This window comes from Vibrio sp. N418, assembly GCF_000222565.1.
In the GTDB taxonomy this organism is placed as follows: domain Bacteria; phylum Pseudomonadota; class Gammaproteobacteria; order Enterobacterales; family Vibrionaceae; genus Vibrio; species Vibrio scophthalmi.
The window spans coordinates 148,205-164,026 of the sequence record NZ_AFWD01000032.1 but is presented as its reverse complement, the minus strand read 5'-3'; the positions used below and the strand labels follow the sequence as shown (position 1 = coordinate 164,026).

Annotated in this window: 15 protein-coding genes; 4 read left to right on the top strand and 11 right to left on the bottom strand. The window is 44.3% G+C overall.

From position 1 onward, the window contains the following. Window positions 1-1,634 (top strand): Ig-like domain-containing protein (locus tag RH86_RS05165; RefSeq protein ID WP_009385370.1); only part of this gene is annotated, 1,634 nt, incomplete at its 5' end. A 107-nt stretch (window positions 1,635-1,741) separates the two neighbouring features. Here RH86_RS05165 and RH86_RS05160 read toward each other — a convergent pair. Next, on the bottom strand, window positions 1,742-2,935 hold the full coding sequence (locus RH86_RS05160; RefSeq protein WP_009385369.1) for a class I SAM-dependent methyltransferase: 1,194 nt from the start codon (window positions 2,933-2,935) through the stop codon (window positions 1,742-1,744). 112 nt (window positions 2,936-3,047) lie between these two features. Continuing rightward, window positions 3,048-4,451 (bottom strand): methyl-accepting chemotaxis protein, encoded by a 1,404-nt coding sequence (locus RH86_RS05155; protein WP_009385368.1) that lies wholly within the window; start codon window positions 4,449-4,451, stop codon window positions 3,048-3,050. 84 nt (window positions 4,452-4,535) lie between these two features. Here RH86_RS05155 and yccX point away from each other — a divergent pair, with 84 nt between their 5' ends. Continuing rightward, on the top strand, window positions 4,536-4,808 hold the full coding sequence (yccX, locus tag RH86_RS05150) for an acylphosphatase (RefSeq protein ID WP_009385367.1): 273 nt from the start codon (window positions 4,536-4,538) through the stop codon (window positions 4,806-4,808). Window positions 4,809-4,864: 56 nt separating this feature from the next. Here yccX and RH86_RS05145 read toward each other — a convergent pair whose 3' ends face one another. From RH86_RS05145 to RH86_RS05120, 6 genes are all read right to left on the bottom strand, one after another. After that, window positions 4,865-5,194, bottom strand: coding sequence for a TusE/DsrC/DsvC family sulfur relay protein (locus RH86_RS05145; RefSeq protein ID WP_009385366.1), 330 nt, complete (start codon window positions 5,192-5,194; stop codon window positions 4,865-4,867). Between the two features lie 114 nt (window positions 5,195-5,308). Next, window positions 5,309-5,977: a Bax inhibitor-1/YccA family membrane protein gene (locus RH86_RS05140; protein WP_005597465.1), complete on the bottom strand. Its 669-nt coding sequence runs from the start codon at window positions 5,975-5,977 to the stop codon at window positions 5,309-5,311. Window positions 5,978-6,305: 328 nt separating this feature from the next. Further along, on the bottom strand, window positions 6,306-7,055 hold the full coding sequence (locus RH86_RS05135; RefSeq protein ID WP_005597464.1) for an amino acid ABC transporter ATP-binding protein: 750 nt from the start codon (window positions 7,053-7,055) through the stop codon (window positions 6,306-6,308). Window positions 7,056-7,071: 16 nt separating this feature from the next. Next, window positions 7,072-8,169 (bottom strand): amino acid ABC transporter permease, encoded by a 1,098-nt coding sequence (locus RH86_RS05130; protein WP_009385365.1) that lies wholly within the window; start codon window positions 8,167-8,169, stop codon window positions 7,072-7,074. A 1-nt stretch (window position 8,170) separates the two neighbouring features. Further along, entirely contained in the window at window positions 8,171-9,367 is a 1,197-nt protein-coding gene (locus tag RH86_RS05125; protein ID WP_009385364.1) for an amino acid ABC transporter permease, read from the bottom strand. A 123-nt stretch (window positions 9,368-9,490) separates the two neighbouring features. Next, window positions 9,491-10,519: an amino acid ABC transporter substrate-binding protein gene (locus tag RH86_RS05120; RefSeq protein ID WP_005597459.1), complete on the bottom strand. Its 1,029-nt coding sequence runs from the start codon at window positions 10,517-10,519 to the stop codon at window positions 9,491-9,493. Window positions 10,520-11,083: 564 nt separating this feature from the next. On the opposite strand from RH86_RS05120, the gene RH86_RS05115 reads away from it, so the two are divergent. Beyond that, the gene (locus tag RH86_RS05115; protein ID WP_009385363.1) at window positions 11,084-12,019 is read left to right on the top strand and encodes a bifunctional precorrin-2 dehydrogenase/sirohydrochlorin ferrochelatase; all 936 of its coding nucleotides are present in this window, start codon (window positions 11,084-11,086) and stop codon (window positions 12,017-12,019) included. A 62-nt stretch (window positions 12,020-12,081) separates the two neighbouring features. On the opposite strand, the gene RH86_RS05110 is transcribed toward RH86_RS05115, so the two are convergent. Both RH86_RS05110 and RH86_RS05105 read right to left on the bottom strand, forming a co-directional pair. Further along, complete coding sequence (locus RH86_RS05110; protein ID WP_005597455.1) at window positions 12,082-12,567, bottom strand: YajQ family cyclic di-GMP-binding protein; 486 nt, start codon at window positions 12,565-12,567, stop codon at window positions 12,082-12,084. A gap of 21 nt (window positions 12,568-12,588) precedes the next feature. Continuing rightward, entirely contained in the window at window positions 12,589-13,644 is a 1,056-nt protein-coding gene (locus tag RH86_RS05105; protein ID WP_009385362.1) for a 3-deoxy-7-phosphoheptulonate synthase, read from the bottom strand. 248 nt (window positions 13,645-13,892) lie between these two features. Here RH86_RS05105 and RH86_RS05100 point away from each other — a divergent pair, with 248 nt between their 5' ends. Next, entirely contained in the window at window positions 13,893-14,372 is a 480-nt protein-coding gene (locus RH86_RS05100) for a PaaI family thioesterase (protein ID WP_038219279.1), read from the top strand. Here RH86_RS05100 and RH86_RS05095 read toward each other — a convergent pair. Further along, window positions 14,369-15,739 carry a hypothetical protein gene (locus RH86_RS05095; RefSeq protein WP_009385360.1) on the bottom strand — a complete coding sequence of 457 codons (1,371 nt, stop codon included), beginning with the start codon at window positions 15,737-15,739 and terminating at the stop codon, window positions 14,369-14,371. The genes RH86_RS05100 and RH86_RS05095 overlap by 4 nt on opposite strands. Window positions 15,740-15,822: the final 83 nt, after the last annotated feature.

Sequence of the window (15,822 nt, the reverse complement as noted above, 5' to 3'; positions counted from 1 at the left end):
TTGTATTTCAAGCAACAGAATACACAAATGGTGTCCAGGGTGATACGACCAACGACTCTTCAGATTTCTTTTTAGCCGGTATAGAAGTTTCATCGGAAGGTGCTTATGCAGTCAATCAAGGGGATGTTCTCAAAATTCCGCTAAGCGAATTACTTGCTAATGACTACGACTTCGATGGTGATACATTGACGATTACTTACGTCAACGGCGAGCAGCACGGCGTTGCGACTATTGTCGGTGATATGGTTGAATTTGATTTAGACGATAGCTTTGTCGGTGAGACACAATTCACTTATCAAATTGATGATGGTAATGGTGGTGTGGATTCAGCTAAGGTCAATGTGATAGTCAATCCGTTACCTGAGCCAGCTGAAGTAACCGGAATTGTCGGCTCTGCAGTCAATGAGGGTGAATCATTAGTCTATATGGTCGAGTTAGATAAAGTCACACTCGAAGAAGCCATATTCAACTATTCATTTAGCCCTGAAAATGGCGCAAGTATTTATGATGTTGACTTAACTAAAGTCACATTTTCTCATGGCGTGACAGTGAATGAGTTTGGTCAGCTTGTTGTTCCCGCAGGTGTGCCACAATTTGAAGTCTATTTACCTACCGTTGATGATATTGAATATGAGCCAACCGAGAGCTTCCGCCTAACTATCGAAAACGAATCGGCACTGGGCGATATTCTTAATGATGGCGATACTGCCATTATTGACGTAGTTTCAGACGGTGATCGCGTTGATACCGTGCACTATATGCAAGGTCACGGCAAATACCTATGGTCAGGGTCTGCGGCTGAAATCGGTCAATCTCAAATTTATCAACTCGGTGAGTATGATCAGCAGAATGGATTGATGATCGATGTCGGTGATGCCGGTGATGATGTCTTTATGGGCGCAGGTAATGACTACATTAAACTCGGTGATAGTCACGCGCGTTTGGATGAAAATGCCCATTCGCAAGTAAACCAATTGGATGCACAAACCAAGATTGGTAACTTCATGTCTGGCTCTGATGATGATCAATTGTTAGCAGCGGCTTGGGGTGAAGACAGCGCTCTGAATACTTCAACGGTGAGCAATGCCTATATCGATGTTGCGCATGCTGGTGGCGGTGATGATTTCGTTCATGGTCAAAATGGCGCAGATGCGATATTTGGTGGTTCAGGTAATGACACTCTACTAGGTGGCGAGGGCGTCGATGGACTACGTGGTGGTTCAGGAAACGATACGCTTGATGGTGGTATTGGTGATGATATTCTGATCGGCGGTACTGGCAATGACATCCTAATTGGTGGACTGGATGCGGATATCTTTAAATGGGTAGATCAAGGAACAGAGCCTCGCAATGAACAGGATCTCATCAAAGATTTTGAAGTGGGTACTGATAAGCTTGATATTTCAGAACTACTGGGTGATGTGGATTCAATGCAAGATTTGCTGGAGAATATTTCAATCGAAAAAGTTTCTCGTCAAGATGTAGAGATTGTCATTAACAATGGCGACGACATTGATATTTCCATTACCCTTGAAGGGGTCGGTTCAGAGTTTGGCGGGTACAATAAAGGCCCACAAACCGGTGACGCCATCGCACCTATTCTCGACAATTTGTTTATTAACCTGCCAGACTAACCTCGTTCAATACTCTTTTGGACAGGTTAATCCGCAATAAAAAAGGGCCGTTAGGCCCTTTTTTGTATCATGATTATGATCGTTATATTGCGTTCAACAACGTTCGACTACAGCACTTTACAGGCGAAACCTTTTAGGTAGAAACCTTCTGGGTACGCAGTGTCAGTAGGGTGGTCCGCAGCTTGTTCGAAACGCTCAACAAACTTAACTTGGCGGCCTGCATCAAGCGCGGCATCGGCGATAATTTTCTGAAATAGACCTTGGTCCATCAAACCTGAGCACGAATAAGTCAACAATGTGCCACCTGGATTTAGGATCTGCATGGCAAGCATATTGATATCTTTGTAACCACGACAAGCGCCATTTAGTTGCGCTTTGCTCTCTGCAAATTTCGGCGGGTCCATGATAACAACGTCAAACTTAGTACCTTGATCACGGTATTCGCGTAGTAGTTTGAATACATCAGCGTTTAGAAAAACAGCGCGCTTCTTAGAGATATCAAACTCGTTTAGTTCGGCATTGAACTTCGCAGTGTCAAGTGCTGGTTGTGAAACGTCAGCATTGATAACACGTTTTGCTCCGCCTTTTAGGGCGTATAAGCCAAAACCGCCAGTATAAGAAAAGCAGTTTAATACGTCCTTGTTCTTTACATATTTCATCGCTTGCTGGCGGCTATCTCGTTGGTCTAGGTAGAAACCTGTTTTATGACCACCAACGATATCAACACTGATCTTGACGCCATTTTCTTCAATAACAACGGACTTAGGAGGCTCTTGGCCGTGAAGTACACCTGTCGTCTCTGCTAAACCTTCTTTCTTACGAACGGCCACATCTGAACGCTCATAAATATTGATGTCTGGAAAAACGTCGAGGAGAGCTTCAACCAGTGTCGCTTTATTGTATTCCGCGCCAGCGCTTAATAGCTGGCAAACCAAATAGTCTTGGTAGCGGTCGATGGTAATGCCCGGTAGGCCGTCAGATTCAGCGGCGATTAAACGGTAACCCGTTAAACCATCACGTTCGATGATGTCTTCGCGAAGCAGTTGAGCGTCACGAATACGTTTAACAAAAAACGCTTTATCAATAGGGGTATTCTCAAAGCTCCATACACGAGCACGAATTTGAGAATTTGGTGAATATGCCGCTTTAGCTAGCCATTGGCCGTTGTCGGCAAATACATCTACCGTTTCACCAAGTTCAGGTGAACCTTCTACTTTGTTAATGCCACGGGAAAACACCCACGGGTGCATGCGACGAAGAGATTTGTCGCGGCCTTTAACGAGGTAAATTGCTGGGGTCATGGGTTCACTCAATTGGTTGTTCACAAAGGGGGAGTATTGTCGGGGAAGCGTCAGTGAAAAGCAAATAAAAGAGCCGCTTGAAGCGGCTCTTATTGGGTGGGTTTGCGTTAGGTTAGGCTTTTATGCCCCTAAGCATCTCTTCCATGGTGGTGCTTTGGCTGCGCAGTTGTTCAATATGCGCTTTAGATGCGTTGATCATTCCACTCACCGTACTAGATTGATGTCTAATTTCATCCACACTGGCAGCAATATTATCGGCCACGACACCTTGTTGTTCGGCAGCGGTTGCAATTTGTGTTGAGCTATCGGAAATCGTTTGGTTTTTATCCGCTAATTCACCGATTTCGACGTTTACCTCTGCCATCAGTTGTTGACCTTGGTTCGCGCTCATCACGGTAGTTTCCATCAAACGAGTCAGTGATTGGCTATTACGTTGCAGAGCTTCAATCATTGATTGGATCTCAACCGTTGCTTGTTGTGTTCGGCCTGCTAGGGCGCGCACTTCATCAGCGACCACCGCAAAACCGCGACCTTGTTCACCAGCACGCGCAGCCTCGATGGCAGCATTAAGTGCCAGTAAGTTAGTCTGTTCTGAAATGCCATTGATAGCCGTGACCACTTCATCGATTTGAGCTGCATTAGCATCCAGTTCCGCAACAGCTTCAGAGGCCGATTGAATCTCGGATGATAAACTAGAGATAGAAGTCAGAGTGTTCGCAACCTTGACTTGGCCTTGCTGAGCAACGCTTTGGGCTTCACTAGTATTCGCACTAGAATTATGAGCTAAGCTGGCCACTTCACGAATAGTGGAAGCCATTTCTTCTGTCGCACTCGCCAAGGAGTCTAGGTGCTCTTGTTGATTAGTGGAAACCTGAGAGCTTTCTTGCGTCGCTTGATTTAGTTCAGAGCTGATTTGCTGCATAAGTGCAATGGACTCTTGAATGGAAAGCACCATATTTTGTTCGCGTTCAGCGACTTTATCGATGGTGATGGCAATTTCGCTAAATTCGTCACGGACTTTAAAAAAGTTCATGCGATTTGTGAGTTCACCATCTGCCAGCGTATTAAGGGCTTTGTTCATGGTAAACATCGCACCACCGATAAAGGTCATGATGTAGTAAACCGATAGAGCCATAATTGAAAGCGTGGCGATGATAATGCCAATTTGCATTGATGAAAGAGCGGACCAAACATTCTGCTCATGAGTTGCGATCAGGTTGAATTCGCCGCCGTTCACAGCAATTGAATCTTCACCGTAGCCAAATGCAATGTTGTTAGAGCCCGCGATCAGGTTAGCAACTTGCTCTTTTGTTAATTGGCCTGTTTCAATGATGTTTCCAATCAAAGTGAGTTCATCGTGATAAAGGTTATCAACCATTGACTGAGAGGCGCTATCAAGAACTAAAGTTAAGATGAGCAGGGCCGCGATAGGCAGCAAAAAGAGTAAGTAAAATTTTTCTTGAAGCTTTAGATGAATGAGATATTTATCAATCCAACGAAACGGTATTTCTTTCATAATTATAATTCCTTCGATAGACGCAAGGGGAGAGTTTGTAGAGTAATTGCACTATATCACTGTGACCTAAAAGGAGGTACAAAAATGACAGTTAAATGTATGAAATTTAAGGTGTGTGGCAGAGTTCAGGGCGTAGGTTTTCGCTACCATACGGCCTATCAAGGTTTAAAGTTGGGGGTAACAGGCTACGCAAAGAATCTGAATGACGGTGCTGTTGAAGTGGTGGTTTGTGGCAGTGAACAACAAATTGCAATGATGGAAAAATATCTTCAACAAGGGCCGAGAAGTGCACGTGTCGATTCGTTAGTCAAAGAAGAATTAGAATATAAACCGTATAACGGATTTTTAACCCTGTAGCCGACTTGCACGATTAGTCGAGCTACAGGAGTGTTTGTATGACTAGAGAGCCGCTATTACAAACATTTTGCCGGTTTAGGCAAGCCAGCTAATTTTGTCGCTTGCTTTGCCGGGCCTTCTTTAAAGAGTTTAAATAGGTACTTACTGTTACCTTTCTCTTCTCCATGTGCCTTAGCCATCGCTTTAACCAGCATTCTTACCGCAGGAGAGGTATTAAATTCAAGGTAGAAACCTCGTACAAAGTGTACAACTTCAAGATGCTCGGCAGTCAGCGTTATGCCTTCTTCTTCTGCTAAGATCTCTATCATTCCTTCTTCCCATTGGTTGTGATCCAATAGGTAGCCTTGAGCATCTGTTTCAATTTGTATGCCGTTATATTCGAACATTTTAGAAATCCAGTCGATTAGGTCAGAAATAGGGTAGCTCAGCAGAAGAGTTTGCTCAATAAAAAAGCCCGATGGCAATACACCATCGGGCTTTTTTTAAACAACGGTGACTAATTAGTCGTCGTTCATGATGCCTAGGATGCTTAGTAGGCTGGTGAACAAGTTCAGAATGTTTAGGTACATTGAGATTGTTGCACTCACGTAGTTTGTCTCTTCACCGCGAACGATACGGCTTGTGTCAAACAAGATAAAACCAGAGAACACGAGAGCAGACATGCTGCTGATAGCCAGTTGACCCATGGTTGAACCAACGAAAATGTTGATGATTGCCGCCACGATGACAATGATAAGACCAGCCATTAGGAAGTTACGCATGAAAGAGAAGTCTTTCTTACTGGTGATGGTGTATGCCGACAGGCCTAGGAATACCATACCCGTTAAACCAAGTGCTTGTGCGATGATCGATGGACCATTGGCAATTGATGCGTAGTAAGACAACATTGGACCTAAAGCACCACCCATTAGTGTGGTGAAGACGAATGTCCAAACGATGCCCATAGAAGAGTTGATGCTCTTAGGCAGAACAAAAAATAGAATGCCGATCGCAGCGACTTGCATCACAATAGCCATGATTGGCGAAATGCCCATTGCCATGGTTGCCATCGCAGCAACAGCACTTGTTACTAATGTCATTGATAGCAAGAAGTAGGTGTTCTTTAGTGTTTTATTGATCTCAAGTGTATTGGTTGCACTTGTTGATCGGGTAAACATAGGGCTGTTCATAATCTTCCTCGATATGGGTTTTATGCTTATAGCTACATTTATGAGGGTGTTGGCCGAAAAGATCAAGCCTCAAGTGAGCTGCAATTAAAATAATAATAAAATTTAGGCGTTTATGTACGATTCAAGTTGTAACACAATTTAACTAACCTCTCGTCTAATAGCGAGAAAACACGATTGTAGCACACGTTTTATATGAACTAGGGCATCTTTATAGGTAATGCCAACACAAGCTGGTGAGTATCAATACTCGGAAAAATAAAGACTCTAAGGGGAGCCCTTAGAGTCTGGTTAGTCTTATTGGTCGTGATAACGATGGTTTCGTAGCCGTTTAATGATGGAGTATCTGCGCCAAGAAGTTCTGCGTTCGATCGGACTGCGGGTTTTCGAAGAAATCGATAGGGTTGTTCTCTTCGATAATTTCCCCTGCATCCATGAAGATCACTCGATCGGCGACCTCTTTAGCAAAGCCCATTTCGTGTGTAACACAAAGCATCGTCATCCCCTCATCGGCCAGCTCAACCATAACGTCTAGCACTTCACGTACCATCTCAGGATCAAGCGCTGAAGTCGGTTCATCAAATAACATTACTTGTGGGTTCATACATAAAGAACGGGCAATCGCCACGCGTTGTTGTTGCCCACCTGACAGTTGACCGGGATACTTGTCGGCTTGATCTGGGATCTTCACCCGCTCTAAGTATTGCATCGCGACTCTTTCCGCTTCTTCTTTCGGCATTTTTTTTACCCAGATAGGAGCCAAGGTGCAGTTTTCAAGCACGGTAAGGTGGGGGAACAAGTTAAAATGCTGAAAACACATGCCAACTTCACGGCGTACTGCTTCGATATTTTTCAAGTCTTCGGTTAGTTCAGTCCCTGAAACATAAATATGGCCGCGCTGGTGTTCTTCAAGGCGATTGATGCAGCGAATCATGGTCGACTTACCTGAGCCAGAGGGGCCACAGATTACGATTTTTTCGCCTTTCTTGACCGTTAAATTGATATTTTTCAGAACGTGGAATTCACCGTACCATTTGTTCATGTCGTCAATTTCGATCATGTAATCTTGTTGTTGCGTCATATTACTTCCTTATTCGCTATCGTTTGTGGCCGGTGTGTAGTCTGTTTTCAAGCCATATCGAATAACGAGACATGCCAAAACAAAATACCCAGAACACTAACGCGACAAAAACATAACTTTCGGTAGCAAAACCCAACCACTCGGGGTCGGTGTTTGCGGCTTGGCCAATTCCTAGTACGTCGAACATACCGATTATTAACACCAAGCTGGTGTCTTTAAATAGGCCAATAAATGTATTCACAATCGATGGAATAGTGATTTTCAGTGCTTGAGGCAGAATAATCAGCCCCATCTTCTTCCAATAAGACAGCCCCAGAGCATCGGCAGCTTCATACTGTCCTTTGGGAATCGCCTGCAAGCCGCCACGCACCACTTCGGCCATATAGGCAGAACTAAATAACACCACACCAATCAGTGCACGGATTAATTTATCCGTCTCAGAGCCTTCTGCGAGAAACAGCGGTAACATTACCGAAGCCATGAAAAGCACTGTGATGAGTGGTACACCACGCCAAACCTCGATATACACGGTACATATGCTGCGAATGATCGGCATTTCAGAACGGCGACCTAAGGCGAGTGCAACACCAATAGGAAGTGATACCACAATACCCACCAAGGCAATGATGAGGGTGACCAGCAAGCCGCCCCATTTGTGCGTATCGACGACCTCTAGCCCAAATACGCCGCCATAAAGCAAGCCAGCGGCAAGGAACGGGTAGACGTTGACAAAAAATAGCCAAATCCAAGTGCGTTTCGGCGTTTTTTCATAGGCAAGCAGCACGGTAAAGATCGCTAATGTTGCGTAGAACAGTTGTGGTCGCCAGAGCTCAGCTTGTGGGTAAAAGCCAAACATGAATTGATCCCAGCGAACGCTGATAAAGACCCAACATGCGCCAACACGTGAGCAGTCGTCACGGCTGGACCCTAACCAATCGGCATCAATCAACGCCCATTGCACTGCTGACCAAATACCGACAAAGGCAAAATAGCCAAGAATGATGGTCACAATGGAGTTGATAGGGCTGTTGAATAAGTTACGTCGTAACCAACCAACCACACCCACGGTGTTTGAGGGTGGCGGAAGGTCAGGTTGAAATTGATGTGTACTCATATTATCTCTCCACCAAAGCGACTTTACGGTTGTAGACATTCATCAGCGCAGAAGTAAGAAGACTGAGAGTGAGATAAACCGCCATCGTCATCGCGATGATTTCAATTGCTTGACCGGTTTGGTTGAGTGTTGTACCTGCAAAAACCGACACCAGATCGGGGTAACCGATCGCCATTGCCAACGATGAGTTCTTGGTTAAATTGAGGTATTGGCTGGTCAGTGGTGGAATAATAATCCGTAATGCCTGAGGAATGACGACCAGTTTTAATGTTTTAGAGCGGGGTAAACCGAGCGACATCGCAGCTTCCGTTTGCCCATGACTCACCGCATTGATACCTGAACGAACAATCTCGGCAATGAACGAAGCAGTATAGATACTCAGCGCGAGTAGCAGAGCGGCGAGTTCTGGAATAATACTGATGCCACCACGGAAGTTAAATCCCTTCAGTTCAGGGTATTCGGCTGAAATCGGTGTGCCACTTAAAAAATAGGCAATAATAGGCAATAGAACACACAGACCAAGGACAATTCGTACCATGGGAGTTTGACGACCAGTGAGCTTTTGGCGATTTTTGGCCCATGTATTGATAGCGATAGAAGCGACAATACCGATAACGAGTGTGACAAAAATAATCGATGACCCCGACTCAAAGATAGGAGAAGGGAGATAAAGGCCGCGAACATTAAGAAAGACCGCATCGGCAAGGTTTAAACTCTGTCTCGGTGAGGGCAGTGCTTGTAGAACGGCAAAATACCAAAAGAAGATTTGTAGTAACAAGGGAATGTTACGGAATACTTCGATGTAAACAGCTGCTAAGCGGCTGACTAACCAGTTAGAAGAAAGTCGGGCAATACCAATAGCAAAACCAAGTATAGTCGCCAAGATTATACCAAGAACCGAGACCATTGCAGTGTTGAGCAGACCGATAATAAAGGTTCGGCCATAAGAGTAGGTTTCATCATATTCAATCAGTGTTAGGCCAATCCCAAAGCCTGCCTCTTGATTGAGGAAATCGAAACCAGTGGCGATACCACGTGATTCAAGATTGCTTAGTGCATTGTTAACTATGGTGTAAAAGAAAAAGCCAAGTGCGCCTACAGCGATGATCTGAAACACGACCGAGCGAAAAGTGGGATTATAAATAAGGCTGGTAGCGGAGTGTTTTGCTTTTGGCGCCTCGATTTGTGTAGGTTTCATACAGCAGTAACCTCTAATCCATCGAATGTAATAAAAGGGCGGGAGACCCGCCCAATATCGTCATGCCTTTTAGATAAGTCTTTGCAAAGAAGTGCTTATCTGGTTTGGCATTGTTTGCTGTGACTATCGGATTGGTGGCGCGTACATGAAGCCGCCTGCATTCCATAGTGCGTTGACACCACGAGAGATTTGCAGTGGCGAGTCTTCACCCACAGAGCGTTCGAAGCTTTCACCGTAGTTACCCACTTGCTTGATAATTTGGTAACCCCAATCATCATTCAAGCCAAGGCCTTTACCTTTAGGGCCATCTACGCCAAGAATACGCTTAATGTTTGGATCAGAGGATTTCAGCATTTTGTCGGCATTTTCAGAGGAAATGCCGTACTCTTCGGCGTTGATCATGGTATTTAGCGTCCATTTAGCGACGTTAAACCATTTGTCATCACCTTGACGAACCACAGGTCCTAGCGGTTCTTTAGAGATGATATCGGGTAGAACCACCGCTGAACTTGGGTCTGCTAAATTTAAGCGCAGTGCATAAAGACCAGATTGGTCTGTCGTGAGAACATCACAACGCCCAGCATCAAAACCTTTTGAGGTTTGAGCGGCGGTATCAAATACCACTGGGTTGTAGCTCATGCCGTTATTACGGAAGTAATCGGCAAGATTTAACTCCGTGGTAGTACCGGATTGAACGCAGACTGCGGCTCCATCAAGCTCTTTGGCATTGGTGACGCCAAGATCTTTCTTCACCATGAAGCCTTGGCCATCGTAGTAGTTTACGCCGACAAAGTTGAGGCCGAGTGACGTGTCACGATGCAGAGTCCAAGTAGTGTTGCGTGATAGAACGTCAATTTCACCCGATTGGAGTGCAGTAAAACGCTCTTTGGCGGTTAATGGTACATATTTCACTTTTGTTTTATCACCCAGAACTGCAGCGGCAAGTGCTTGGCAGTATTCAACATCAATACCTTCCCATTCGCCTTTAGAGTTAGGGTTAGAAAAGCCCGGCAAGCCGGTACTTACGCCGCAAGTGAGAAATCCTTGCTTCTTAACTTTATCTAGTGTGCTATCTGCTGCAAGTGCTTGAGTTGACAGTAAAGCGGTAGATGCAACTGCGACTGAAGCAAGAAGGGTTAGTTTTTTAGCCATGTTTATACTTCCTGTATGTTCCATGTTAAACAGGCAATGCCTGAAATAACGTAAAAAACGTCATGTATTGTTATCAGTGTTATTGAGAATTGTGAAATTTCACAACATATCAATTCAACCAGTTATAAGCCTAGGTAAGGATTCGATGTTTCTCAAATGTATAATTTAAATAGTATTTTGACTAAAATCACAAACTAAGACATCTCTCATTATGTTTAAATGTTAAATTTATGTAAATTATACTTAAGTGTAATTTTACTAAAGTTGTCGTCAAGTTCGCGTGTAACTCGCAGTTGTTGCGTAAAATCAGTATGATATAACCGTCCTACTTGGCGATATTGTGGTATTGGCGAGCTTATCCTCTACAATTAGCTTGCTTCTTTAGGCGGATGGGCGGTGATTACTTGTCATTAAGCTGCATCTTCAAACAGAATCTTCAAGTAGTTCTACGCCTGGTTCGAATGGGAGTCCCTAGCGTAATATGAGTCTTATTATTTCTATCGAGTAGATCAGGATCTGCTCAATGGAGAAAGTCACATTCGACATTGAGTGTCAGGGAGTCCGATGCAATATTTTCCAATTTTTTTAGATTTGAAAGCAAAGCCCGTATTGGTTGTGGGTGGTGGTGAGGTTGCGTGTCGCAAAGTGGATAGTTTGGTACGTGCCGGTGCAATGGTTACCATCGTTTCGCCAGCCATTGATGATTATTTGAAAGGCTTAGTCGCACAAGATGAGTGTCATTGGATTCAAAATTTCTATTCTAAAGATCAACTGAGCCGTCGTTATGTGCAAGTATGGGCGACGACAGACAACCCAGACCTTAATCACCAAGTTCATCATGATGCCAAGCAACTAGGCTTGCTAGTCAACGTGGTTGATGATCTACCGTATTGTGATTTTATTACGCCTTCGATGATCAATCGTGGTCGTATTCAAGTCGCAATTTCGAGCGGTGGTGCGTCGCCGGTTCTAGTTCGCAACATCCGCCAGAAACTTGAAGCGCAGTTGCCGCAAAACCTCAATGTCCAAGCGGATTTTGCTGCGTCAAAGCGCAATGATATCAAGCAAGCACTACCTGATGTTGAATCGAGACGAAAGTTTTGGGAGCGTTTTTTTGAGTTGCCTGAAGTGGAAGTCGCGACCTCATATCAAGCGCTTGAAGCTTGTTATCGTCAGCTGATTGACCAGCCTGTAACAGATGTTGGACAAGTCTCTTGGATTGAGTTTGGGAATGATGTTGAATTGTTATCGTTAAAAGCACTACGTTTGATGCAACAAGCGGAGTTGGTGCTGCATGCTCAAGAGTGCCCATTTGTGTTTGTCGACTCGGTACGACGTGACGCAGAGAGACTTGCTTTTGATGATGAAGTGGCGTTATCTTCAATGCTTACTAAGGCGCAACAGCAACAGTTGCGAGTGGTGGTTCTGATCCCGCAGGCATCGACCAAGTTCAGTTTGCTAATAAAGCAAGCACTGCATTTAAAGCTCGCCAGCCAATAAAACAAAACCCGCCAAATGGCGGGTTTTTAAATCAAATACTGTTATCAAAGTCTACGACTGAGTTAGTCGCGGAAGTTCTCAAACTGGAATGGTTGACCAAGTTCTGCGCCACGGATGTGTGCGATAGCGGTTTGTAGATCATCACGCTTTTTGCCAGTAACACGTACTTTATCACCTTGGATAGATGCTTGTACTTTTAACTTGGCGTCTTTCAACGACTTGACTACTTTTTTTGCTGTTGGTGTATCAATGCCTTGTTTGAACACGATAATTTGATGCCAGCGACGACCGGTTGCTTCAGGCTCTTTTGATTCTAGAGCACCCGCATCGATACCACGTTTAGCAAGGTGGCCGCGAAGCATTTCGCGCATTTGCTTAAGCTGAAAATCACCTTCAGCACTCAGTTTTACTGTTTCATCTTTTTGTAGCTCAAATTCAGCATCAACGTTTCTAAAATCAAAACGAGTCGTAAGCTCTCGTGATGCGTTGTCTACCGCATTACGTAATTCAACGGTATCAATCTCAGAAACAATATCAAAAGATGGCATGTAGATGTCCTCTAAGTAAATTTATGGGCGTGCTTTTACTGCGTTCGCCAATAGTTCCAACATGTTCGCTGTGTCTTCCCAACTTAAACATGGATCGGTAATAGACTTGCCGTAGGTAAGGGCAGTCAGGTCATCCATAGGTTGGTTGCCTTCGACAATAAAACTTTCCGCCATAATGCCGGCGATGAAAGTACTACCAGATTTGATTTGCTCGCAGATGTCTTTAGCGACATCGATTTGTTTGCGATGCTCTTTCTGGCAGTTTGCATGGCTGAAATCTACCACAAGTCGTTGTGGTAAATCGAATTCTTCTAGTTGTTTGCAAGCGGCTTCAACCGATTTTGCGTCAAAGTTCGTTCCTTGCTCACCACCACGTAAAATGACGTGTCCAAATGGATTACCGCTGGTGCGATAAACTGTCATTCGACCATTTTTATCGGGGGAATAGAAATAATGTGACGCTTTTGAAGCTCGAATTGCATCGATGGCGATCTTAATATTACCATTCGTGCCATTTTTGAAGCCAACTGGGCAAGACAATGCCGATGCCATCTCTCGGTGGATTTGTGATTCCGTGGTACGTGCGCCAATGGCACCCCAAGTGATCAAATCAGAAATGTATTGGCCAGTAACCATATCAAGAAACTCGGTTGCGGTCGCTAAGCCAAGCTTGTTGATATCGAGCAATAGTTTACGAGCTTTGTGCAAACCAGTTTCTAACGCGTATGAACCATCTAAGTTAGGATCGGTAATCAGACCTTTCCAACCTACGACAGTGCGCGGCTTTTCAAAATACGTGCGCATCACAACAAAGAGTTCATCTTTGTATAGTTCTTGAATTGCTGCGAGTCGATTAGCGTAATCAAGCGCCGCTTCAGTATCGTGAACAGAACATGGGCCGACAATTACCAGCAAACGGTGTTTGTCTTGGCCATTAAGAATGCGTTCAATTTGGCGGCGAGAATGAGCTATGCGATCTGCAACGTCGTCCGTGATTGGGTAAGCGTTACTCAACTCTACTGGAGCTGGCATTGGTCCCAATGGTTGGGTTCTTAGTTCGTCGGTTTTAAGTGGCATACCACAGCCTATTCTTTTATTGCGAAGCGGTAAAGATAACGGAAACGCAATAAGGAATAAACCTATTATACAAATTCTTAAGCTTTAACTTATAACGAAGTAAATAAAGTAACTATAACGGGGTGACAATGTAACCTTTAAATGGTGGTAAATCTCATAATTGTTAATGCAATGTTGACTTTAAGCAGTGCTGACATTTAATTAAGGCATAGATAAGCATGTCAGACCAGTTGGTTGTGAGGGTTGTGATGATTTCGCCACTACGTAAAGCGAACCTATATCTCAAATTATTTGGCTTTTTCAAAGTGCCGCTGATTTACTATTGTCGGCCGAACATTATTAGCCTTGATAAGAACAAAGTTGAAGTTGTTATTCCGTTCAAAAGGCGTAACAAAAATCATCTCAATAGTCTTTATTTTGGTGTATTGGCGGTTGGGGCTGATGTGGCGGGTGGCTTTATGGCCATGAGCAAAAGTCAGGCGCGGGGGGAGCGAATATCATTGGCGTTTAAATCAGTACAAGCGGATTTTTTAAAGCGCCCAGAAGCCGACGTTCTGTTTACTTGTCAAGATGGTGCGCTGATAGATGAAATGTTGGATCAAGCGATTGAGAGCGGAGAGCGAGTCAATCAACCCGTTACGATTATCGCCACTTGCCCAACACTGCATGGTGATGAGCCAATGGCGATATTTCAATTAACACTGTCTATAAAAAAGAGCGCACGTTAAGGTAGCGGAATGTTCGGGTCGACGTCGATTTTTTCAATCGCCACGATTTTTGAACGATTCATAATGATTTTCCAACGGAAATAACGTTGTTTGCCATCATAGCGGTTTTCTCGCGCGATTAGGTTGATCAGATGACGCTTCTCTACCGATTCACGGCTGACTTGTCCATTGTTCAATAGATAGACTTTGTTTGAACCTTTATCCATTAAGCGGGTAAGAGGGCGCATACTGATCATCATTGATTCACGCGTTTCTTCATAACCACTCATGAACTTAGATGTGGCCATTTCGACATGTGAACGATAATGCAAAATCTGTTCTTCACGCTGTGCGGTACGCTTTTTACGGACAAATTGAATGCGATCAGGCAGTTTATTCAATTGAGTGTAATCGAGCCATTCGGTCTTTTGCCCAACCGTCTTATTGGTGGTTGGGTCGATGTAACGGCGACGCCATTTCGGTTTCCCCTTACGGAACCAGCGCCATAAAACATCACGTAAGTCATCTTTAAAGATCTCGCGTAATGCATAAACAAAAGACATCGCGATGATAAATGACGCGGTGATCTCCCCCCAGTAATCACGAGCAAGAATTGCGGTACTGGTAACGAAAACCATCACAAAGCCGGTTGCGATCCCTTTCACTACGCGCTTCATGTTTTTACCCAGCGACGTCGTGCGTTCTTTGAGAACGATGGGATGTTCGATCAAACGGCGTAGTAAGCGCATTTTATTACTCATTCGCGTGACATCGTCACGTGTGGTGGCAGAGTTATAATTATTAAGCTTACGGTGGGCTTTCTCTTTTTCGACGATGATAATTAAACGCTCTTTTAAGGTTTTATATTCACCATCACGAGACATGTGGGCAACCAGTGAGAGAAACTTTTGCTCGGTGTACCAAGAGAGATAGTTATCAATATTGGCGTAGTAGCGTTTTAAGTTCTCTTCATATGGAATGGCTCGGCGCAGTTTTTTTAATATGTCGATCGCCAGCTCGATAACCGCATCAATCTCTTCATCGGTGACGGATTCACGATCGTGTTTGTTGAGTTCGCTAACCGCTTTATCTAATGCAATCACATATTGATAGGCGAACAAACTCAAGCTGACACGATATTGTGTTGAAGATAGGCGACCACGTTTTGCTAAGCGACTGTGTACCAATGGCAACAGGGTTTTATCACTGTAGTACGCGCGTTTTTGCACAATCGATTCGTAGTAGAATTCGGTTTCTTTTAATACGTCAGGACTGAGTCCCAACTCACCAGGCACGAAAAAATAGAGGTCAAGATCGGCCTTCTTGCTGGACGCCATCGAGTGGGAAATCTTGAGGGTGATGCCGTCTAGCTTATCAACGGTAATCAAGAGAAAGCTCCGAGAGGAAAAAAGTTCTAATTATCTGGCGCAAGCATATCAGAGTTTCGCTATAATCGCCCCCAATTAAGTGT

Bases quoted from the DNA above. Each gene is read 5' to 3' on its own strand.
- RH86_RS05160 (WP_009385369.1), bottom strand. From the start codon at position 2,935: ATGACCCCAGCAATTTACCTCGTTAAAGGCCGCGACAAATCTCTTCGT.
- RH86_RS05155 (WP_009385368.1), bottom strand. From the start codon at position 4,451: ATGAAAGAAATACCGTTTCGTTGGATTGATAAATATCTCATTCATCTA.
- yccX (WP_009385367.1), top strand. From the start codon at position 4,536: ATGACAGTTAAATGTATGAAATTTAAGGTGTGTGGCAGAGTTCAGGGC.
- RH86_RS05145 (WP_009385366.1), bottom strand. From the start codon at position 5,194: ATGTTCGAATATAACGGCATACAAATTGAAACAGATGCTCAAGGCTAC.
- RH86_RS05140 (WP_005597465.1), bottom strand. From the start codon at position 5,977: ATGAACAGCCCTATGTTTACCCGATCAACAAGTGCAACCAATACACTT.
- RH86_RS05135 (WP_005597464.1), bottom strand. From the start codon at position 7,055: ATGACGCAACAACAAGATTACATGATCGAAATTGACGACATGAACAAA.
- RH86_RS05130 (WP_009385365.1), bottom strand. From the start codon at position 8,169: ATGAGTACACATCAATTTCAACCTGACCTTCCGCCACCCTCAAACACC.
- RH86_RS05125 (WP_009385364.1), bottom strand. From the start codon at position 9,367: ATGAAACCTACACAAATCGAGGCGCCAAAAGCAAAACACTCCGCTACC.
- RH86_RS05120 (WP_005597459.1), bottom strand. From the start codon at position 10,519: ATGGCTAAAAAACTAACCCTTCTTGCTTCAGTCGCAGTTGCATCTACC.
- RH86_RS05115 (WP_009385363.1), top strand. From the start codon at position 11,084: ATGCAATATTTTCCAATTTTTTTAGATTTGAAAGCAAAGCCCGTATTG.
- RH86_RS05110 (WP_005597455.1), bottom strand. From the start codon at position 12,567: ATGCCATCTTTTGATATTGTTTCTGAGATTGATACCGTTGAATTACGT.
- RH86_RS05105 (WP_009385362.1), bottom strand. From the start codon at position 13,644: ATGCCACTTAAAACCGACGAACTAAGAACCCAACCATTGGGACCAATG.
- RH86_RS05100 (WP_038219279.1), top strand. From the start codon at position 13,893: ATGATTTCGCCACTACGTAAAGCGAACCTATATCTCAAATTATTTGGC.